The organism is Gordonia sesuvii (genome assembly GCF_036350415.1).
Taxonomy (GTDB): domain Bacteria; phylum Actinomycetota; class Actinomycetes; order Mycobacteriales; family Mycobacteriaceae; genus Gordonia; species Gordonia sesuvii.
On sequence record NZ_JAZDUF010000002.1, the window covers coordinates 541,136 to 560,660 of the forward strand.

Here is a 19,525-nt window from a genome sequence, read left to right on the forward strand (position 1 = left end):
GATTCAGCCGGCGTCGAGACCCAGTGCGCCGACGCACATCTGGTCCAGGGTCGTCAGCAACAGCTCCTCGTCGGCGTCCTCGCCCTGCACCAGCCAGAGGTAGAGCGTGTGATCGACCATCGCCGCCATCGCCCGCGCCGCCATCACCGGGTCGAGCGCGACGCTCGCGCGGCCATCGGCCTGCCACCGGGCGATGGCCGCAGCGGTTCGATCGATCCATTGGGCGCGGTGCCGGTGACGCAATTCGCGGAACTCCTCGTTGAACGTCGCGACCTGCTCGACGATCGCCATCATGCGCGCGTTACGCCGATACGCCTCGTAGTAGGAACGGTTGGCCGCGACAAGTCGCTGCGTGGCCGAGAGGTCGGGCGCCGACGGCTCCTGCAAGTGCACCTCGGCGAACAGCCGAGTGCTCAGTTCACGAAAGACGTCCTCCTTGGACACGAAGTACCGATAGAACGTCCCGTACGAGACCGACGCCTCCTGCGCAATCAGTTCGACCCGGGCATCGAGGAATCCGACCCGCTCGAACACCCGTTGCGCGGCGTCGAGCACGGCGTCGCGGGTCGCCCGGCCACGTCGAGACAACGACTCGACAGGAGCGGGCACCGATGAGCTGCTGACCGACGACTTCGCCACCTCCAGAACCATCCACCAGGCTGACATGACCGTCAAGTCATACCCACCTCGACAAGGAGTTCCGATGTCCCCCCAGAACACCACGTTCGAACTACGCGGAATCAACCATCTGGCCCTGGTGTGCGCCGACATGCGGCGCACGATCGACTTCTACTCCGGGGTCCTGGGCATGCCGCTGGTCAAGACCCTCGACCTACCCGGCGGGCTCGGTCAGCACTTCTTCTTCGACTGCGGCGGCGGCAACACCGTCGCGTTCTTCTGGCTTGCCGACTCCCCCGACGCCGCACCCGGGATCGCTGCGCCGAAAGGCCGCCCGGACGAGGGCGAACTCGCCAGCGCCGTGGGTTCCATGAACCACGTCGCGTTCGCCGTGCCCCCCGAGCAATTCGACGACTACCGCACCCGGCTCGAAGCGGCCGGAGTCGCGGTCAGCCCCGTCCTCAATCACGACGACAGTCCCGCTGGAGTGTCCCGACACGTGCACCCCGGCACGTTCGTCCGGTCGTTCTACTTCCAGGACCCCGACGGCGTACTGCTCGAGTTCGCCTGCTGGACCCGGGAATTCACCGCCGCCGACGTGGCCCACGAGCCCAAGACAGCAGCCGACCGCCACGCCCACACGGCCCCCTGACCCGCACACGCCCTGACCGGCACGATCGAACATCCGAGAGGAACAGATGCCACGCCTTCCCGAAGTCCACCGAGCCGACGTCACCGACAAGAAGATCCTCTTCTTCTACGACCGGCTCTTCGGCCCGGACAAGGACCCGGCGGTCGACCACGGCACGATCCACGCGACGCCCGGCGACTGGTGGACCGTGTTCGCCAACGACCCAGACGTCTTCGGGCATGCCGTGCGCGGGTTCGCCCTCTATCGGGGCGCCACAATCGACCCACTGCTACGCGAACTGGGTCAGGGCCGTGCGGGTTTCGCGCGCGGCAGTCAGTTCGTCTTCTCCCAGCACTGCAAACAGATGCGGTCGCTGGGCATGCCCGAGGAGAAGATCGCAGCCATCCCCGCCTGGCAGGTCAGCGACCTGTTCACCCCACTCGAACGCGCCGTACTCGCCTACACCGACGGCCTCGTACTCGACGGTGGGCGCGTACCCGACGGGGTGTTCGAGGTACTGCGTGAACACCTGCCGCCGGCGGAGATCGTCCAGCTCACGTACATCACCGCGATGTACGACATGCACGCAACCATGTGCAAGGCTCTGCGCCTCGAATTCGACGACGTACCCGAGCGCATCGCGGAGGTCGAGATCCCCGACGACGTGCAGGTCGCCGATCTTTCCGCGGACCTCGCAGGCGAGTGACACCGGCCGGTGCCTGCCCGCGCCGGCGGCGTAGGCTGCGGGCGTGCCAGAGCCCGCGCTGATCGAGATCGTCACCGACGCCGTGCACGCGCCGGACGTGGCGGCGCTGGCGGCGGCCACGTTCCCATTGGCCTGCCCACCGCATTCGACCGCCGAGGACATCGCCGCGTTCGTCACGTCGAACCTTGATGCGGACAGCTTCGCCGGCCACATCGTCGCGGCCGATCGAGATGTGCTCGTGGCACGCGACGGCATCGGCGGCGACGTGATCGGATACTGCCTCGTCGTGCACACGGCGCCCACACACCCGGATGTGGCAGCCGTGGTGACCCGACGGCCGGTCACCGAGGTCTCCAAGATGTACGTCGCCGCCGATCATCACGCACTCGGCCGCACATCACCCCCGTCGCACGCACTGATGGATGCCGCGCTCCGACTCGCCCGCGAGCGCGGCAGCGTGCTGGCCTGGCTCGGTGTGAATCAGGAAAACGAACGCGCCCAACGGTTCTACGCGAAGATGGGTTTCCGCCGGGCCGGAGTCAAGACCTTCGACCTCAACGGCAGCATCGAGCACGACTACATCTATGTGCAGCCGTTGGACTGACCGATCAGACCGCGGATTCCGCGAACCGCGACAACGCCAGCAGGCGTGACGTCGCGCGCAGATACTTCTTGCGATACCCGCCGGCGAGCATCTCCTCGGTGAAGATCTCGTCGAGCTTGTTGCCGGACACGGTGACCGGGATGTTTGCGTCGTACAGACGGTCGGCCAGCACCACGATGCGCAGCGCCACCGACTGATCCTGCGCCGGATGCACATCACGGATGCACACCAGCGACACCCCGTCGACGAGATCCTTGTACTTCGACGGATGCAGGGTACTCAGGTGCTCGCACAGTTCGTCGAAACCGTCGAGCGTTGCGCCCTGTGTGGCGTCGGCCAGCTCCTTCAGTTCGGCGTCGGTGCGCGGTTCCGGCGCCGGCGGCAGATCACGGTGACGGTAGTCCGGGCCGTCGACGCGGATGGTCTCGAAGACCGACGACAGTTTGCGGATCTCCCGCAGGAAGTCCTGCGCGGCGAACCGTCCCTCGCCGAGTTGGCCGGGCAGCGTGTTCGACGTCGCAGCGATCGACACCCCCTTGGCGGTGAGCTCGGTGAGCAGCCGCGACACCAGCATGGTGTCACCGGGGTCGTCGAGTTCGAACTCGTCGATGCACAGCACGGTGTGTTCCGACAGGCGTTCGACGGCGTTGACGAATCCGAGCGCACCGACCACATGGGTGACCTCGACGAACGTGGCGAACGCCTTCGGCTCCGGAAGCGAGTGGTAGATCGAGGCCAACAGGTGGGTCTTGCCGACACCGAATCCGCCGTCGAGGTAGAGCCCGATCCCCTGCCCCGTGGACTTGCGGGAGAACAATCCACGCTTGCCGCCGCGGACCTTGCCCGCCCGCGCGACGAAATCACGGGCCTTGGCCACCGCCTCGGCCTGGGAGGGCTCGGCCGGGTCGGGGATGTAGGAGTCGAAGCTGACCGAGTCGAACGTCGACGGTGGCACCATCTCGCCGATGAGCGCCTCGGGTGCGACCGTCGGGTTGCGGTCGCATAGTCGTGCCGTCATAGATAGGCAGCGTATCGACCTCGGCCATGATGGACGCATGTTCGGTCTACAGAAAGCGACCCAGCTCACACCCGCCGACGACGAGGCCGCGACGCTGCGGTGGCTCGCCGAGCAGTACGCCTACCCACCGCGACCGTCGTCGCCGCCCTGCCTTCCGCGGCCCTGTGTCCGGGCGAACATGGTCAGCTCGATCGACGGCGCGGTCACCGTCGACGGCAGGTCCGGCGGCCTCGGCGGACCCGGCGACAAGATGGTGTTCCGGGTGCTGCGGGCGCTGGCCGACGTCGTGCTGGTCGGTGCGAGCACCGCGGTCACCGAGGGGTATCGCCAGCCCTCGCCCGACGACGCGTTCGCCACCGACCGCGAGGCCCGCGAACAGTCACCGGCCCCCGCGCTCGCCCTGCTGTCGCGATCGCTGTCGATACCCGACGACTATCCCCCGCTGGCGAATGCGGACACGATCGTCCTGACCTGCGAGTCGGCACCCGCCGATCGCCGGTCGGCGCTGGCCGACGCGGGCGCCACCCTCATCGACTGCGGCGCGGACACCGTCGACGTGCACACGGTGATGGACGTGTGCGCCGAACGTGGGTGGATTCGCGTATTGAGCGAGGGCGGACCGTCCCTGCTGGGGGCGCTGGTCGCCGCCGATGTGCTCGACGAGTTGTGCGTCACCACCAGCCCCACTCTGGTCGGCGGCGACGCGGGGCGGATCATCGGGCACGACGGGCCGGCCGACCTCCGCCGGATGCGGCCCGAGTCGTTCATCACCGACGACGACGGGTTCGTGTTCACCCGCTGGGTCCGGGCGAGCGCCGACGACGCGTGACGCCACTGGATCGAACTGTGCGCCGCACCGGCTCGGTCGCGGCACCGGAACCGTTGACTAGGCTCGCGGTCATGCGACGAGCACCCCGGCGGAAGGCCAGCGGTCGGTGGCGCGCCGCGGTGCTGTCGGTGGCCGCGGCGACCGTGACCATCGTCGGCGTCAGCTCGTGCGCGGTCGGCCCCGACCCCGGACCCGACGTGGTCACCGGCGGCGACGGTGCCGCCGAGGCGCCGACGTCGTCGTCGGCGCCGGCCGGACCGCCACCGATCCAGGCGCCCCGCAACGAACTCGACTGGACCGACTGCGGGCGGGAGTCCGCCGGACGATGGGACATCGATCCTTCCGGCGGTGTCTCCGTCGAGTGTGCGGAGCTGAGTGTCCCGGTCAACCCGTACCGCCCGACCGGCGACACCCTCACCGTCGCGCTCACCCGCGCGAGCGTCGAGGCCACGCCCGCCGACGCGCCGCCGCTGGTGCTCACATCCGGGTCCGACGTGCCGTCCTCGCGGACGCTGATGATGCTGGCGACCAGTCCGGGCCGGTCCGTGCTGGCCCGGCATCCGGTCGTGGCGGTCGACCGACGTGGCAGCGCGGCGAGCAGCGAGATCGACTGCATGACGCGGTTCGAGCGCGCCGCGATGCTCAGCAACGGGCTGGCCGAGGGGCCGGCGTCGCAGGAGCAGCGGGTCGATCGGCTGGCACGTGCCGCGTCGTCGGCGTCCGACGGCTGCACCGAGACGCTCGACCCGCACCAGCTGGATTTCGGCGAGGCGTTCGCGGCCGCCGACATCGAGGCGCTGCGCATCGCCTGGGGCGTCGACCAACTCGCACTCGTCGGCGTGGGCGAAGGGGCCGATGTGGTCCTCGCCTATGCCGGGAACTTCTCCGGTCGCGCCGGGCGGATCATCCTCGACACCCCCACTCCTTTCGGTGCCAACGCCCGCGACCGTGCCGCGGCGCGCGCCACCGGCGTCCAGGCGGCGCTGCGGACTTTTGCCCAGCGCTGCAACGCCACCGGGTCGTGCCCGCTCGGCGCCGACGGCACCGCCCGGATCGCCGGCGTCCTTGCCAAGGGGCGCGCCGGTGATCTCGGCGGACTCTCGGACACCGAGGCCCTGTCCGCAATCACCACGTCGCTGGCACTGGCCGCCGACCGGCCGGAATCGGTGACCGACCTGGCGGCAGCCATCGCCGCGGCCGACCGCGGCGACGTCGGGGCACTCACCCGGCTCGCCGACCGCGCCGCGACGCTGCGCACCACCGACGGCCAGCTGGTGTCGCACTGCAACGACGTCAGCGGACCGGTCGGCCAGAACGAGATCCCCGGCCTGATCGACTCATGGTCCCGACAGAACCCGTTGACCGGCGCGGACAGCGCCCTGTCGCTCATGCGATGCAACGCCTGGGCGTCGTCGACGCCGGTGAATCCGCCCAGCGCGCTCCCGGTGGACCCGCTGATGCTCGACGGCGCCAATGACCCGATCAACGGGGGCGGCGGCGCCGAGGCACTCGGTGGTCTGTTCATCAGGGCAGGCACAACACCGACGAGGGTGACCTGGGACGGGCTCGGCTATTCGGTCCTCGCGCGCAGTGCCTGCGCCGCGGAGATCGTCGCCCAGTATCTGGGCGACGAGCCGCTCGGCGAACCGACCGACCGCGGCTGCCCCAGCTGAGCGTCGACAAAGCCTGCGGAAACGTCGCACGGCATGCGGATCCGGCACCCGGCACGTAGTACGGTTCGCGAGTGGCGATTCTCGACAGGTACCTCCATCCGCAGATGAACTTTGAGCGGATCATCCCGATGGTGCTGTGGCCGATCTCCATCATGATGATCTTCCAGCGGTCGGTCATCCTTGCTGTCAACGGCGACCGGACCGACGACTTCCGGCCCGTGTACCAGGCCGCGTTGCAGTTCCTCAACGGTCAGCCGGTCTATGCCGAGAATCTCGACACCGTCGATCCGCACTACCTGTACCCCCCGTCCGGGACTCTGCTCATGGCCCCGATGGCCGTGATCGATCCGGAACGGTCGCGCTGGATCTTCATCGTGCTCAGCGTTGTCGCTTTGGTCGCGTCGGCTTTCCTGCTGGCCAAGCTGTTCGGGTTCTCCGCGCGTTCGTGGGTGGTCCCGGTGATCCTGTTCTTCTTCTTCAGCACCGAGACCGTCTCGCACACCCTGATCTTCACCAACTTCAACTCGTTCGTGCTGCTCGGGATGCTCGCCTTCATGGTGTTGATGATGCGCCGACGAGACCTGTGGGCCGGGGTTCCGATCGGCCTGGTCGTCGCGGTCAAGCCGGTGCTGATCCCGCTGCTTCTGCTGCCGCTGCTCAATCGGCAGTGGCGGGTGCTGATCACCGCGATCGGTATCCCACTGATCCTCAACATCGTCGCGTGGCCGCTGATCGCCGATCCCGGATCGTTCGTGACCCGGACCGTGCCGTATCTCGGCGAGGCGCGCGACTACTACAACAGTTCGATCGCGGGCAACGGCGCCTACTTCGGCGTCGCCGACTGGCTGGTGCTGCTACTGCGGATCGCATTCGTGGCGATGGCGATCTTTGGACTCTGGTTCCTGTACCGCTACTACCGGCGGACCGACGAACTGCTGTGGCTCGCCACGTCGAGCGGCATCCTGCTGGCCACCCAGTTCCTCGTGGGTGCGCTCGGCCAGGGCTACTACTCGATGCTGTTGTTCCCGCTGTTGATGACGGTGTTCCTCCCCGGCTCGACGATGCGCAACTGGCCGGCCTGGCTGGGTGTGTACGGCTGCATGACCTTCGACGCGTACTACTCCGAGGAGTGGATCGCGTTCGGCCGGATGCTCGAGTACAACAAGGTGACCTGGGGCTGGTCGCTGCTGATGATCGCGGTGTTCTGCTCGCTGCTGTTCCGCTACCTGGACATGCGCCGCGACGGTGTCACGTCGCTCTCCGGCGACGCCGGCGGTGGGGCCGCCGATCCGGCGCTGACCGACCGGTCGCGCGACGGTGGCGACGGTGTCGATGCAGTGGCTACCGTGGAGAAATGAGTCCGAACACTCCCGCCGAATCCGAGTCCACCGACGCCCGGCCGATCAGCGACGACCAATGGCGTGAACGGCTGACACCGGCGGAATACCGGGTGCTGCGGCAGGCCGGCACCGAGGCGCCCTTCACCGGCGAGTACACCGACACCACGACCATCGGTGTCTACCGCTGCCGTGCATGCGACGCCGAACTGTTCCGCAGTGAGCAGAAGTTCGAATCGCACTGCGGGTGGCCGTCCTTCTTCTCCCCGCTCGCCGGTGACGCGATCATCGAACGCGCCGACACCTCGCTGGGGATGCGGCGAGTGGAGGTGCTGTGCGCCAACTGCGGCAGTCACCTCGGGCACGTCTTCGAGGGTGAGGGCTACGACACCCCCACCGATCTGCGGTACTGCATCAACTCGATCAGCCTGAAGCTGGAGCCGACGACGCCCGACCGCTGATCGAGTAGCGGAGCGCCCCAACTGCTGAACCAGTAGGCGGGCACCTCAACCGCCGATCGAGTAGCCGGGACGGCGCCAACCGCTGATCGAGTAGCCAGCGAGCGACAGCGAGCGACAGCGAGCAGGCGTATCGAGATCCCGGACACCAGGTTTCGATACGCGCCGGACTCGCAAGCTCGCACGCCGCTACTCAACCAGCGAGGCAGACACCCTCGACACCCCTCAACCGCTGATCGAGTCGCGGGACGGCCCCAACCGCTGATCGAGTAGCCGGCGAGCGACAGCGAGTCGGCGTATCGAGATCACACACACCAGGTTTCGATACGCGCCGGGCTCGCAAGCTCGCACGCCGGCTACTCAACCAGCGAGGGGTACGCACGCGGCCACACAACCCAACAAGGGACACGCCGCTACTCAACCAGCGAGGCAGCCCCCCAACCGCTGATCGAGTAGCCGGCGAGCGACAGCGAGCAGGCGTATCGAGATCCCGGACACCCGGTTTCGATACGCGCCGGGCTCGCAAGCTCGCACGCCGCTACTCAACCAGCAAGGGACACGCACGCCCCCAACCGCTGATCGAGTAGCCGGCGAGCGACAGCGAGCAGGCGTATCGAGATCCCGGACACCAGGTTTCGATACGCGCCGGGCTCGCAAGCTCGCACGCCGCTACTCAACCAGCGAGGGGTACGCGCCCGGCCACTCAACCAGCGAGGGGTACGCACGCGGCCACTCAACCAGCGAGGAACGCGCGCTTCTCAACCGGCGCTGGCGTCCGTCAGGGCAGCGAATCGATCAGCGCGGTCGGTTCCACCCGCGGGCCGGTGAAGAACGGGGTCTCCTCGCGCACGTGCAGCCGCGCCTCGGTGGCGCGCAGGTCACGCATCAGGTCGACGATGCGGTGCAGTTCGGGGGCCTCGAACGCGAGCAGCCACTCGTAGTCGCCGAGCGCGAACGACGACACCGTGTTCGCACGGACGTCCTTGTAGGCGCGCGCGGCCTTGCCGTGGTCGGCGAGCATCTTGCGGCGTTCCTCGTCGGGCAGCAGGTACCACTCGTAGGACCGCACGAACGGGTACACGCAGATGTAGTTGCCCGGTTCCTCCCCCGCCAGGAACGCCGGGATGTGGCTCTTGTTGAACTCCGCCGGACGATGCAGCGCCACGTTGCTCCACACGGCGTCGCTTGCGCGGCCGAGGATCGTCTCCCGACGGAACCTCGCGTAGGCGGCCTGCAGCTGTTCGAGTTCTTCGGCGTGCCACCAGATCATGTAGTCCGCGTCCGCGCGCAGACCGGAGACGTCGTAGACGCCGCGGACCACCACACCGGAGTCCTCGAGCGACTTGAAGAAGTCCGTGGCGTCGGCCTTGGCCTGGTCACGGTCGGTGCCGAGTTCGCCGGGGCGGACCGCGAACACCGAGAACATCAGGTAGCGGATGGTGGCGTTGAGTTCTGCGTAGTCCAAACGGCTCATGGGTTCATGGTGCCACCGCGACCGTGCGAACGATCAGTCAGGTCAGGTCGGTCAGACCAGATCACCGAGCAGTGCCGACACCGCCCGCCCGGCCTGCCCGATGCAGGCGGGGACCCCGACGCCGGCGTAGGCGGACCCGGCGAGCACCAGGCCGGCAGGTCGGGCCGCCTCGACGGCGGCCATCGACGCCAGGTGACCGGGGGCATAGACAGGTAGACCGTTGGTCCACCGCTGGACGTAGGTGGCGCGCACTCTCCCCGACGGCGCCCCGACCCCGGCTGCGGCGCACACTGCGTCCAGATCTTCCAGCGCCTCGGCGCGGATCCGGTCGTCGACGCCCTCCTCGATGCAGTCATCGGGGATCGGCGCCCGATAGCGGCCGAAGGACGCGCGCACCGACACCGGCCCGTCGTCGTCGGCGAGATGGGCCCACTTCCTGGAGCTGAAGGTGAAGGCCTTGGCCCGCAACGTGTCCCCCGTCGCCACGAGGACCCCGGAATGGTCCGGCAACTCCGTGCCGGGTTCCAGCGCGATCGACACCATCAGGGACGATGCGCGCGGTACGGCCCGTAGCGGCGCCGCCATCGCAGGCGCTGCCCGATGCAGAAGGTGACCGGCCTGCCAGGCCGGCAGGGCGAGCACCACACCGTCGTAGGCGACGTGGCGGTCGCGTTCGACCTCCAGACTCCAGCCACCGTTGTCCGGGGCCAGCTCGCGAATGTGGCGACACAGCCGCGGTTGGACACCGGCCGCCTCGGTCAGCGCGTCGACCAGCACGGCATAACCACCGACCAGCGTGCCGAACACCGGACCGGCGCCGGTGGCCTTGGCCGTGAGATCCGCCACCGCGGCCGTCAGGCTGGCCGCACCCTGATCGAGCGCCGCCGACAACGCCGGAAGGGCTTCGCGCACACCGATGTCGGCGGCCAGACTCGAGTAGACCCCGCCCAGCATCGGGTCGACGCTGCGCGCCACCACCGATGGTCCGAACCGGTCGGCCACCAGCTCGCCGACCGACGGGTCGTCGCCGGCCCGCCACGACAGTGGCCGCGTCGGCTCCTGCGCCATTCGCTGCAGGTCCGCAGGCTCCACCAGGTCGGACACGGCTTCCTGGGTGACCGGGATGCCCATCAACGCGGGTGTCGGCAGCGGATGCAGGCGACCGTTCGACCACACCGCCGGACGCCGCGGGGTCGGCGAGACGACCCGGTCGGCCAGTCCGAGTTCCCGGATCAGGTCGAGTGCCTCCGGCCGACGCACGATGAACGCCTCGGCGCCCACGTCGACCGTCCGCCCCCCGACGTCGACGGTGTGCAGGACGCCGCCCAACCGGGGTCCGGCCTCGTACACATCGATGTCGGCGTCATCGCCCAGCGCGCGGCGCAGTCGATATGCGGCCGTCAGACCGGAGATACCACCGCCGACGACCGCGATGCGCCGAGCCGGCATCAGAGGCTGTGGATCAGCTCGACCGCTCGGGTGAGCACGTCGGGGTCGGTGCCCGGCAGGACGCCGTGACCGAGGTTCATGATGTGGCCGGTCGCACCGGCGCGCACCGCACGGTCGCCATCGGCGACGACGCGCCGGACCTCACGCTCGACCACCTCGGGGCCGGCGAACAGCAGGGTCGGATCGAGATTGCCCTGGACCGCCTTGCCCGGGCCGACTCGGCGGACCGCCTCGTGGAGCGGGACGCGCCAGTCGACACCGATCACGTCGGCGCCCGCATCGGCCATCGCGCCGAGCAGTTCGCCCGTGCCGACACCGAAGTGGATGCGCGGGACGTCGTGGTCGGCGATCTCGGCGAACACGCGGGCGCTGTGCGGGGCGACGAATGTCTGATAGTCGGCGAGCGACAGCATGCCCGCCCAGGAGTCGAACAGCTGCACCGCATCCACCCCGGCCTCGAGCTGGACACGCAGGAAGGTGATGGTGATGTCGGCGAGACGCCCCATCAGCGCGTGCCACGTGTCGGGGTCGCCGTACATCAGCGCTTTTGTGCGCTCATAGTGTCGGCTCGGGCCGCCCTCGATCAGATAGGACGCCAGGGTGAACGGCGCACCCGCGAATCCGATCAGGGCGGTCTGGTCCGGCAGTTCATCCAGCAGCAGACCGATCGCGTGGGCGATCGCACCCACCGAATGGTCATCGAGGCGAGGCAGATTCGCGACGTCGCCGGCCGTCCGCACGGGATCGGCGATGACCGGCCCGGTACCGGCCACGATGTCGAGATCGATACCTGCCGCCTTCAGCGGAACCACGATGTCGGAGAACAGGATGGCGGCGTCGACGTCGTGGCGTCGGACCGGCTGCATCGTGATCTCACAGACCAGCTCCGGGTCGAAGCACGACTCGAGCATGCCGTGGTCGGCGCGAATGGCTCGGTACTCGGGCAACGACCGGCCGGCCTGTCGCATGAACCACACCGGGCGCCTCTCGGGGCGGCCGCCGGTGGCCGCGGCGACGAGCGGGAACGGGTGCGCACGGCGCGCGCGGGATCGCATCATCTCGGACATCACCCCTACTCTGCCACGTCTCGGCGCGCCTCCGACCACGGTGGGGTGGCCGGACCTACCGTCGAACCGTGTCCTCTCCTGGAGCTCCGACAGAGCCTGCTGACTTCCGCGCCGCGGTGTCGTCATTGCATGCCGCGCGGATCCGGCCGGAGATCGAGGTCGGGCCCATCCGTCCGCCGCAGCGTCTGGCCCCCTACAGCTACGCCGTCGGCGCCGAGGTCCGCAGCGGCGACGACGCGGATGATGTTCCGGTCGACTCCGCCGGCAGTTCCTTCGGCCGACTGATCCTGCTGTACGACCCCGCCGGCCAGGACGCCTGGAACGGCACGATGCGCCTGGTCGCGTATGTGCAGGCCGAGGTGGAGGCGGCGCTGGCGATGGACCCGCTGCTGCCCGAGGTGGCCTGGAGTTGGCTCGCGGACGCGCTCGGCGTCCCGGCGGGCGAGACCTCGGGTTCGTCCCCGACGAGTGGAGTGATGGTGAAGGCCCTCGGCGGCACCGTCACCTCGACGACCTCCGTGCGCTACGGCGACATCGCCGGACCTCCGCGCGCCCACCAACTCGAACTGCGGGCGTCGTGGACCGCCGACGGACTCGACCTGGCCGGTCACCTCGAGGCGTTCTGCGAGGTGTTGTCGTCGGCGGCCGGCCTGCCCCCGGTGGGCGTCACCGATCTGGGTTCGGCCTGAACCGGCGGCGGGTGTCGGATGAGTGACGGTGACGGCGACGACCGGTCCACCGGACCGCAACCGGACCAGGAGCCTGAGGAAGAGCCGACCACACCGCTACTGGCACCGGCGGAGGGCGTACCACCGGTGCTCGTCACCGCCACGGAGTTCGCCGCCGCCGCCGAAGCGATCGCCGCCGCCGACGGGCCGATCGCGGTCGACACCGAACGCGCGTCGGGATACCGCTACTCGCAACGCGCCTACCTCATCCAGATTCGGCGCGCCGGCGCCGGCACCTTCCTGCTCGACCCCATCGAGGACCCGGCCGGTCTCGCGCCGGTCATCGCCGCCCTCGACGGACCCGAGTGGGTGCTCCATGCGGCCGACCAGGACCTGCCCTGTCTGCGCGAGGTGGGCTTCGTCTGCCGCGAGCTCTACGACACCGAGCTGGCGGGCAGGCTCCTCGGCCTGAGCCGGGTGAATCTCGCCGCGATGGTCGCGCAGTTCCTCGGCCTCGGCCTGGTCAAGGGCCATGGCGCTGCCGACTGGTCGCGCCGTCCGCTGCCCGCGGACTGGCTCAACTACGCGGCTCTCGACGTTGAAGTGCTCATCGAACTCCGCGACGCGATGGACGCGGCGCTCGTCGAGGCCGGGAAGGACCGGTGGGCCCGCGAGGAGTTCCAATTCGTGCTGGACCGTCCGCCGGCACCACCGCGGCCGGACCGATGGCGCAAGACGTCGAACATCCACACGATCAAGAACACCCGCACCCTCGCGGCGGTCCGCGAACTCTGGACCGCCCGTGAGGAGGTCGCGCAGCGCCGTGACGTCGCGCCGGGCCGGGTGCTGCCGGATTCGGCGATCGTCACGGCGGCCACGGCGAATCCGGCCACGCATGCCGAGCTGACGCGGCTGCCGGTGTTCGGCGGCCCGCGGCAACGGCGTCAGGCCCGGATCTGGTTGGGGGCGCTCGAGCGGGCCCGCGACCTGCCCGATGCCGAACTGCCCCCACGCAAGTCGCCGACGATCGGGCTGCCGCCGATCAACCGGTGGGATCAACGCAACCCGGAGGCGGCCGCGCGGGCGGCACGTGCGCGCCCGGTGATCAAAGAGATCGCCGAGGCCAATGCACTGCCGGTGGAGAATCTGCTCGCCCCCGACGTCGTCCGTCAATTGTGCTGGGAGGGAGTCGATCTGCCAGCCTCACCCGAGGCGGTCGATGCCCGGCTGGCCGCCGAGGGGGCGCGACCGTGGCAGCGCGACCTGACCGTCGACGCCCTCGCCGCCACGCTCAACGAAGTCGAGACCGGCTGAGCCGGTACGCGGGGCCGAGCCGGTCAGCTGTCGCCGTCGGGTGCGCTCGACAGGTCCGGACTGGAGAGGTCTGCGGTGTCGTCGGGATCGGTCGCCGAGTGCATCTCCGCCACCGTGGCGGTGATACTGCGGGCGAGATCCTGTGCGGTGAGCCCGAATCCGGCCAGAATCTGGCCCCGGGAGGCATGGGCGACGAACTCTTGCGGGATACCGCGGTGCTGCACCGGCACGGTCACCCCGGCCTCGGAAAGGGCCGCGCTGACCGCGGATCCGACGCCGCCGCGCACCCCGCTGTCCTCCAACGTGACCACCAGTCGATGCCGGGCCGCCAGCGCCGCGATCGATTCGGGCACGGGTAGCACCCACCGCGGGTCCACCACGGTCGCGTCGATGCCCTGACGCCCCAGGCGTTCCGCGGTGTCCACCGCGAGCCCGCAGAAGGCACCGACACCGACGATCAGCACGTCACCCGCCGCCGCACCGACGCCAGGCGCGGCGCGGTGCAGTACGTCGACACCGTCGTCGAGCCGCTCGACTGCCCGGATATCTTCGGGCACTGCACCTTTGGAGAACCTGACGGCGGTGGGACCGTCGCTGACACCGAGCGCCTCGTCGAACTCCTCCCGCAGCCGGACAGCGTCTCGGGGTGCGGCGACGCGGAGGCCGGGCACCAGCGACATCAGGGACAGATCCCACATGCCGTGGTGGCTGGGGCCGTCTGGCCCGGTGATCCCGGAGCGGTCCAGCACGAGGGTCACCGGCAGCTTCAGCAGCGCCACGTCCATCAGCAACTGATCGAACGCACGGTTGAGGAATGTCGAGTAGATCGCGACCACCGGGTGCAGGCCGCCGAGCGCGAGACCCGCCGCCGACGTCACCGCGTGCTGTTCGGCGATGCCGACGTCGAACATGCGATCCGGGTACTTCTCCCCGAACGGAGACAACCCGGTCGGCCCGGGCATCGCCGCGGTGATCGCGACGATGTCGTCGCGACGCGAACCCGCCTCGACGATCGCCGACGAGAACACCGACGTCCAGTCCTGCGGTGCGACGCTGGTGGCCCGGCCCGTGCGCGGGTCGATGACACCCGTGGAGTGCATCTGGTCGGCCTCGTGGTTCTCCGCCGGCGCATACCCCATGCCCTTGCGGGTGACGGTGTGCACGATCACCGGCCCCCCGAACGCCTTGGCGCGCCGCAGTTCCGACTCCAACGTGCCGATGTCGTGGCCGTCCACCGGACCCACGTACTTCAGACCGAGGTCGGTGAACATCGCCTGCGGGGCGATGAGGTCCTTGAGCCCGCTCTTCATGCCGTGCAGCACCGCGTAGGCGGGCTGCCCGACCACCGGGAGTTGCTTGACGGCGCGGCGACTCTCGTCCAGGAACCGCTCGTAGCCCGGCTGCAGCCGCAGCAGCGACAGGTGGCGGGCCAGACCGCCGATGGTCGGCGCGTACGAACGGCCGTTGTCGTTGACGACGATGACGACCTGTCGGTCGCCTGCCGCGATGTTGTTCAGCGCCTCCCAGCACATACCGCCGGTGAGGGCACCGTCGCCCACCACGGCGACGACCGTACGGTCGTCCTGCCCGGTCAGCTCGAAGGACTTGGCGAGCCCGTCGGCATACGACAGCGCCGCCGAGGCATGCGACGACTCGACCCAGTCGTGCTCGCTCTCCGCACGCTCCTGGTAGCCGGTGAGACCACCCTGCTTACGCAGGTCGTCGAAGCCGTCGCGCCGACCGGTGACGATCTTGTGTACATAGCTCTGGTGACCGGTGTCGAAGATCACCGGGTCCCGCGGCGACTCGAACACCCGATGCAGCGCGAGGGTCAGCTCGACCACACCGAGGTTGGGTCCGAGGTGGCCACCCGTCGCCGACACCTTGTCGATGAGGAATTCGCGGATCTCGGTGGCCAGCGCGTCCATGTCATCGGACGACAGCGCGGCCAGGTCGGCCGGCGAACCGATCCTCTCGAGCACGCCCATCAAGTCCTCCATCACTGTCGTCGAATCCGGATCGGCAGCACGCCGGGCTGATGGCGCGCGACCCGCATCGGGCCCCCGGCCGCGATCGGTGTTTCCCGACAGTCTACGGACCGACGGAAGCCGACCACCCCGACGACCACGGCGGCCCCGCGTCGAGTTGATCACACGCCGCGTCGTCACATTCCCCGGCGAGCCGGCACGAGGCAGGCGATCGCCTCGACGTGGTGGGTGAGCGGGAACGCGTCGAACGCCCGGATCTCACGTACCCGGTAGCCACGGTCGACGAACATCGACAGGTCGCGCGCGAAGCGGCCGATGTCGCAGCCCACGTGGACGATCACGCCCGGGTCGGCGTCGGCCACGACGTCGATGACCGTGGCACCGGCGCCGGTACGCGGCGGGTCGAGCACCACGACGTCGGGCGACGGCAGCCGGGCGGCCACGGCCGCAACCTCTCCGCGATGGAGCTCGACCGGGTCGGCGGCAAACGTGTCGGCCGCCGCGTCCAGCGCCGAGGTGTCGGACTCGACGACGTGGACGACTCCCGGTCGCCCGCCCCCGCCACCCGGATCGGTGGCGGCATCGAGAAGGGCGGCGGCGAACACGCCCGCGCCGCCGTAGAGGTCCCACGCGACGCCGCCGGCCGGGCTGCCCGACGACGCGGCGATCATCTCCACCACGGCTCGCGCATACCCGGTCGGCGCGGCGCGATGCGCCTGCCAGAACCCGGCGACCGGGATGCGCCAGGTCCGCTCACCGACGCGGTGTGCGGCCGTCGCATCTCCCTCGAGGACACGCTCGGCCCGTGGCTGCTCGCGACGTCGTCGCGCTGCCTGCGCCCGGCCGCGGGCGGCCCGACGCGACCCGGCACGAACGGGTTTCGGCGGGGCCAGCTCGGTGACGTGACGTCGACCGTCCATGTCGGACATGACCACGAGGTCCCCGCCGGGGGTCAGGGCGAGGTCATCGAGCCCGTCCAGCATTCCGGCTTCCGGTGCCACACACCGGTGACCGGCGACGATGCCCGGCCCGTGCGCGGCGTGCATGCCCGCGCGGCCGTCGGCGTCGATGCCGAGCCGCGTGCGCACCCGCCAATGCGTGCCGTCGTCGCCGAGGCCGGCCACTACGCCCGGTTCGACGCCGAGGTCGTCGAGCTCGTCTTCGCCGAATCCACCGATCCGGGTCAGCGCGTCGCGCAGGATCTCCGCCTTGAGCTCCCGGGTGTGCGCGGGGTCGATGAAGCCCAGGTCGCAGCACCCCGCACCGTGCCGCGCAGCGTCGCACGGCGAATCGACCCGGTGTCGCGACGGTTCGATGATCTCGACCGCGTCCGCCCGCGCGAAACGCTGCTGGCGGTCGTCGACGATCCGCGCCCGCACCAGCTCACCCGGGACGGCACCCCGCACGAAGACGACACGTCCGTCGAGACGCCCCACGGCCTCTCCACCGTTGGCGGGACGATCGGGGCGGAGGACCACCTCCTCGTGGTCGCCGGATGACGCGTGCGTGCTCACCGCTCGTCCGGATCACTACCGAGTGCACGTCGCGTGTCACCGGGCGCCGTGTACTGGAGGTCTCGATTCTTGAGGCGGTCCGAGGAATTGAGCTGCCAGGGCACGGATGTGACCATCACGCCCGGTTCGAACAGCAGACGTGTCTTGAGCCGCAGCGCGGATTGATTGTGCAAGATCTGCTCCCACCAGTGCCCCACCACGTATTCGGGGATGAACACGGTGATGACGTCGCGTGGCGATTCGCGTCGCACCCGGCGCACATAGTCGATGACCGGGCGGGTGATCTCTCGATACGGCGAGGCGATGACCTTCAGCGGCACCGAGATGTCGCTGGCCTCCCACTGCGACACCAGCTTGCGGGTGTCGCGGTCGTCGACATTGACGGTGATCGCCTCGAGGACGTCGGGCCGGGTCGCGCGGGCGTACAGCACGGCTCGTCGGGTGGCCAGATGCAGGGTGGAGACCAGCACGATCGAATGGGTGCGGCTCGGCAGCACCGATTCCTCGTCGGCCCGTTCGAGTTCGCGCTGCACCGTCGAGTAGTGCAGGTGGATCAACTTCATCAGGATGAACAAGGCGACCATCGCGATGATCGCGATCCACGCACCCTCGCTGAACTTCGTGAGCAGAACCACCACGAGCACCGTCGCGGTCATCACCAGGCCGACACTGTTGATCACCCGCGACTGCTGCATCCGCCGACGAGCGCTGGGATCGGTCTCGGTGCGCAGGTGCCGTGTCCAGTGCCGGACCATGCCCGTCTGGCTCAACGTGAACGACACGAACACGCCGACGATGTAGAGCTGGATCAGCGAGGTGACCTGGGCGCCGAAGGCGACGACGAAGGCGGCGGCGGCGAGCGCGAGGAACACGATGCCGTTGCTGAACGCCAGCCGGTCGCCGCGGGTGTGCAGCTGGCGTGGGAGGTAGCGGTCCTGCGCGAGCACCGACCCGAGCACCGGGAAACCGTTGAACGCGGTGTTGGCCGCGAGGATCAGGATCAGCGCCGTCACCGTGGCGACGAAATAGAACCCGGGAGTGAACGAGTCGAACACCGCATGCGCGAGCTGGGCGATCATCGATTTCTGTTGATAGCCGTCGGGCGCGCCGACGAGATCCTGCGCCGGGTCCTCCACGTACTTCGCGCCGATCTGTTGCGCCAGCAGCACGATGCCCATCAGCATCGTGATCGAGAACGCCCCCAGCAGCAGCAGCGTGGTCGCGGCGTTGCGCGACTTCGGCTTCTGGAAGGCCGGGACCCCGTTGCTGATCGCCTCCACACCGGTCAGCGCCGCACATCCCGACGAGAAGGCACGCGCCACCAGGAACACGAACGCGATGCCGGCCAGGTGGCTCTCCTCGGCGCGGATCTCGAAGTCCGCGGTCTCGGATTGGACGTCCTCGCCGAGCACGAAGATCTCGACGAATCCCCAGATCAGCATGGTCACCACGCCGAAGATGAACGCGTAGGTGGGGATGGCGAGGACGGTGCCGGACTCCTTGATGCCGCGGAGATTGACCGCCGCCAGCAGCAGGATCACCGCGACGCTGAACAACACCTTGTGATCGGAGACGAACGGAATCGCCGAGCCGACGTTCTCCGCCGCGGACGCGATCGACACGGCGACGGTCAGCACGTAGTCGACGAGCAGGGCGCTGCCGACGGTGAGCCCGGCGTTGGGCCCGAGGTTCACCGTCGCCACCTCGTAGTCGCCGCCCCCGGACGGGTAGGCGTGCACGTTCTGCCGATAGCTGGCGACCACCACGATCATGACGACGCAGACCGCCACCGCCACCCACGGCGTGAACACCAGCCCACTCAGGCCGGCGATCGACAGGACCAGGAAGATCTCCTGCGGCGCATAGGCCACCGACGACATCGCGTCGGACGCGAAGACCGGCAGGGCGATGCGCTTGGGCAACAACGTGTGGCCCAGTCGGTCACTGCGGAACGGGCGGCCGAGCAGAATCCGTTTGGTCGCTACGGACACCTTGGACACGGTGGACACCAGGCAACACTAGAGCGTGTAGTAGACATTGACCACAAGGGCCGACGGCAAGTCCCGGTCACACGCATCGACCTCGTACGTCGGTCCGGCAGCGGCCTCGACGACGGCTCCCGGCGGTGTGTACGGTCAGCGCCCGGCGGGACCGCGTCCGGGGTAGGTTCGATGCGT

17 protein-coding genes are annotated in these 19,525 nt (G+C 69.2%); 9 read left to right on the forward strand and 8 right to left on the reverse strand.

What is annotated here, in order from left to right:
• Positions 1–3: 3 nt before the first annotated feature.
• Positions 4–666, reverse strand: coding sequence for a TetR/AcrR family transcriptional regulator (locus VZC37_RS09195; protein WP_330432505.1), 663 nt, complete (start codon positions 664–666; stop codon positions 4–6).
• Between the two features lie 37 nt (positions 667–703).
• Between VZC37_RS09195 and VZC37_RS09200 the strand changes: the two genes are divergently transcribed.
• From VZC37_RS09200 to VZC37_RS09210, 3 genes are read left to right on the forward strand one after another with little or no spacing between them, the layout of a single operon-like run.
• Positions 704–1,270 carry a VOC family protein gene (locus VZC37_RS09200; RefSeq protein ID WP_330432154.1) on the forward strand — a complete coding sequence of 189 codons (567 nt, stop codon included), beginning with the start codon at positions 704–706 and terminating at the stop codon, positions 1,268–1,270.
• Positions 1,271–1,316: 46 nt separating this feature from the next.
• The gene (locus tag VZC37_RS09205) at positions 1,317–1,955 is read left to right on the forward strand and encodes a carboxymuconolactone decarboxylase family protein (RefSeq protein WP_330432155.1); all 639 of its coding nucleotides are present in this window, start codon (positions 1,317–1,319) and stop codon (positions 1,953–1,955) included.
• Positions 1,956–1,998: 43 nt separating this feature from the next.
• Positions 1,999–2,559 (forward strand): GNAT family N-acetyltransferase, encoded by a 561-nt coding sequence (locus VZC37_RS09210; protein ID WP_330432156.1) that lies wholly within the window; start codon positions 1,999–2,001, stop codon positions 2,557–2,559.
• Between the two features lie 4 nt (positions 2,560–2,563).
• Here the strand turns inward: VZC37_RS09210 and zapE are convergent, their stop codons facing one another.
• Positions 2,564–3,577, reverse strand: coding sequence for a cell division protein ZapE (zapE, locus tag VZC37_RS09215; protein ID WP_330432157.1), 1,014 nt, complete (start codon positions 3,575–3,577; stop codon positions 2,564–2,566).
• Positions 3,578–3,614: 37 nt separating this feature from the next.
• On the opposite strand from zapE, the gene VZC37_RS09220 reads away from it, so the two are divergent.
• The 4 genes from VZC37_RS09220 (at position 3,615) to msrB (ending at position 7,877) form a co-directional block, all read left to right on the forward strand.
• Positions 3,615–4,406, forward strand: a complete 792-nt coding sequence (locus VZC37_RS09220; RefSeq protein ID WP_330432158.1) for a pyrimidine reductase family protein — start codon at positions 3,615–3,617, stop codon at positions 4,404–4,406.
• Positions 4,407–4,477: 71 nt separating this feature from the next.
• Positions 4,478–6,079 carry an alpha/beta hydrolase gene (locus VZC37_RS09225; protein ID WP_330432159.1) on the forward strand — a complete coding sequence of 534 codons (1,602 nt, stop codon included), beginning with the start codon at positions 4,478–4,480 and terminating at the stop codon, positions 6,077–6,079.
• Positions 6,080–6,150: 71 nt separating this feature from the next.
• Positions 6,151–7,437, forward strand: coding sequence for a glycosyltransferase family 87 protein (locus tag VZC37_RS09230; RefSeq protein ID WP_330432160.1), 1,287 nt, complete (start codon positions 6,151–6,153; stop codon positions 7,435–7,437).
• The gene (gene msrB, locus VZC37_RS09235) at positions 7,434–7,877 is read left to right on the forward strand and encodes a peptide-methionine (R)-S-oxide reductase MsrB (RefSeq protein ID WP_330432161.1); all 444 of its coding nucleotides are present in this window, start codon (positions 7,434–7,436) and stop codon (positions 7,875–7,877) included. The genes VZC37_RS09230 and msrB overlap by 4 nt, the downstream gene beginning before the upstream one ends.
• Positions 7,878–8,652: 775 nt before the next feature.
• Here msrB and hemQ read toward each other — a convergent pair.
• The 3 genes from hemQ to hemE are packed head-to-tail and all read right to left on the reverse strand — an operon-like array spanning position 8,653 to position 11,864.
• Positions 8,653–9,348, reverse strand: a complete 696-nt coding sequence (gene hemQ, locus VZC37_RS09240) for a hydrogen peroxide-dependent heme synthase (protein ID WP_330432162.1) — start codon at positions 9,346–9,348, stop codon at positions 8,653–8,655.
• Positions 9,349–9,399: 51 nt separating this feature from the next.
• On the reverse strand, positions 9,400–10,797 hold the full coding sequence (gene hemG, locus VZC37_RS09245; RefSeq protein ID WP_330432163.1) for a protoporphyrinogen oxidase: 1,398 nt from the start codon (positions 10,795–10,797) through the stop codon (positions 9,400–9,402).
• Positions 10,797–11,864: a uroporphyrinogen decarboxylase gene (gene hemE, locus VZC37_RS09250; protein ID WP_330432164.1), complete on the reverse strand. Its 1,068-nt coding sequence runs from the start codon at positions 11,862–11,864 to the stop codon at positions 10,797–10,799. The genes hemG and hemE overlap by 1 nt, the downstream gene beginning before the upstream one ends.
• A gap of 68 nt (positions 11,865–11,932) precedes the next feature.
• Between hemE and VZC37_RS09255 the strand changes: the two genes are divergently transcribed.
• Both VZC37_RS09255 and VZC37_RS09260 read left to right on the forward strand, forming a co-directional pair.
• Positions 11,933–12,553, forward strand: coding sequence for a DUF3000 domain-containing protein (locus VZC37_RS09255; RefSeq protein ID WP_330432165.1), 621 nt, complete (start codon positions 11,933–11,935; stop codon positions 12,551–12,553).
• Positions 12,554–12,571: 18 nt separating this feature from the next.
• The gene (locus VZC37_RS09260; RefSeq protein WP_330432166.1) at positions 12,572–13,846 is read left to right on the forward strand and encodes an HRDC domain-containing protein; all 1,275 of its coding nucleotides are present in this window, start codon (positions 12,572–12,574) and stop codon (positions 13,844–13,846) included.
• Positions 13,847–13,869: 23 nt separating this feature from the next.
• Here VZC37_RS09260 and dxs read toward each other — a convergent pair whose 3' ends face one another.
• The 3 genes from dxs to VZC37_RS09275 all read right to left on the reverse strand — a co-directional run bounded on the left by dxs (position 13,870) and on the right by VZC37_RS09275 (position 19,357).
• Positions 13,870–15,834 carry a 1-deoxy-D-xylulose-5-phosphate synthase gene (dxs, locus tag VZC37_RS09265; RefSeq protein WP_330432167.1) on the reverse strand — a complete coding sequence of 655 codons (1,965 nt, stop codon included), beginning with the start codon at positions 15,832–15,834 and terminating at the stop codon, positions 13,870–13,872.
• A 176-nt stretch (positions 15,835–16,010) separates the two neighbouring features.
• Positions 16,011–17,348 (reverse strand): class I SAM-dependent RNA methyltransferase, encoded by a 1,338-nt coding sequence (locus VZC37_RS09270; RefSeq protein WP_330432168.1) that lies wholly within the window; start codon positions 17,346–17,348, stop codon positions 16,011–16,013.
• Positions 17,345–19,357 (reverse strand): APC family permease, encoded by a 2,013-nt coding sequence (locus VZC37_RS09275; RefSeq protein WP_330432169.1) that lies wholly within the window; start codon positions 19,355–19,357, stop codon positions 17,345–17,347. Before VZC37_RS09275 ends, VZC37_RS09270 begins: the two co-directional genes overlap by 4 nt.
• Between the last annotated feature and the right edge of the window lie 168 nt (positions 19,358–19,525).

Excerpts from the sequence above, each read along its gene's own strand:
- VZC37_RS09195 (WP_330432505.1), bottom strand. The coding sequence starts at position 666 with ATGTCAGCCTGGTGGATGGTTCTGGAGGTGGCGAAGTCGTCGGTCAGC.
- VZC37_RS09200 (WP_330432154.1), top strand. The coding sequence starts at position 704 with ATGTCCCCCCAGAACACCACGTTCGAACTACGCGGAATCAACCATCTG.
- VZC37_RS09205 (WP_330432155.1), top strand. The coding sequence starts at position 1,317 with ATGCCACGCCTTCCCGAAGTCCACCGAGCCGACGTCACCGACAAGAAG.
- zapE (WP_330432157.1), bottom strand. The coding sequence starts at position 3,577 with ATGACGGCACGACTATGCGACCGCAACCCGACGGTCGCACCCGAGGCG.
- VZC37_RS09220 (WP_330432158.1), top strand. The coding sequence starts at position 3,615 with ATGTTCGGTCTACAGAAAGCGACCCAGCTCACACCCGCCGACGACGAG.
- VZC37_RS09225 (WP_330432159.1), top strand. The coding sequence starts at position 4,478 with ATGCGACGAGCACCCCGGCGGAAGGCCAGCGGTCGGTGGCGCGCCGCG.
- msrB (WP_330432161.1), top strand. The coding sequence starts at position 7,434 with ATGAGTCCGAACACTCCCGCCGAATCCGAGTCCACCGACGCCCGGCCG.
- hemQ (WP_330432162.1), bottom strand. The coding sequence starts at position 9,348 with ATGAGCCGTTTGGACTACGCAGAACTCAACGCCACCATCCGCTACCTG.
- hemG (WP_330432163.1), bottom strand. The coding sequence starts at position 10,797 with ATGCCGGCTCGGCGCATCGCGGTCGTCGGCGGTGGTATCTCCGGTCTG.
- hemE (WP_330432164.1), bottom strand. The coding sequence starts at position 11,864 with ATGTCCGAGATGATGCGATCCCGCGCGCGCCGTGCGCACCCGTTCCCG.
- VZC37_RS09260 (WP_330432166.1), top strand. The coding sequence starts at position 12,572 with ATGAGTGACGGTGACGGCGACGACCGGTCCACCGGACCGCAACCGGAC.
- dxs (WP_330432167.1), bottom strand. The coding sequence starts at position 15,834 with ATGGGCGTGCTCGAGAGGATCGGTTCGCCGGCCGACCTGGCCGCGCTG.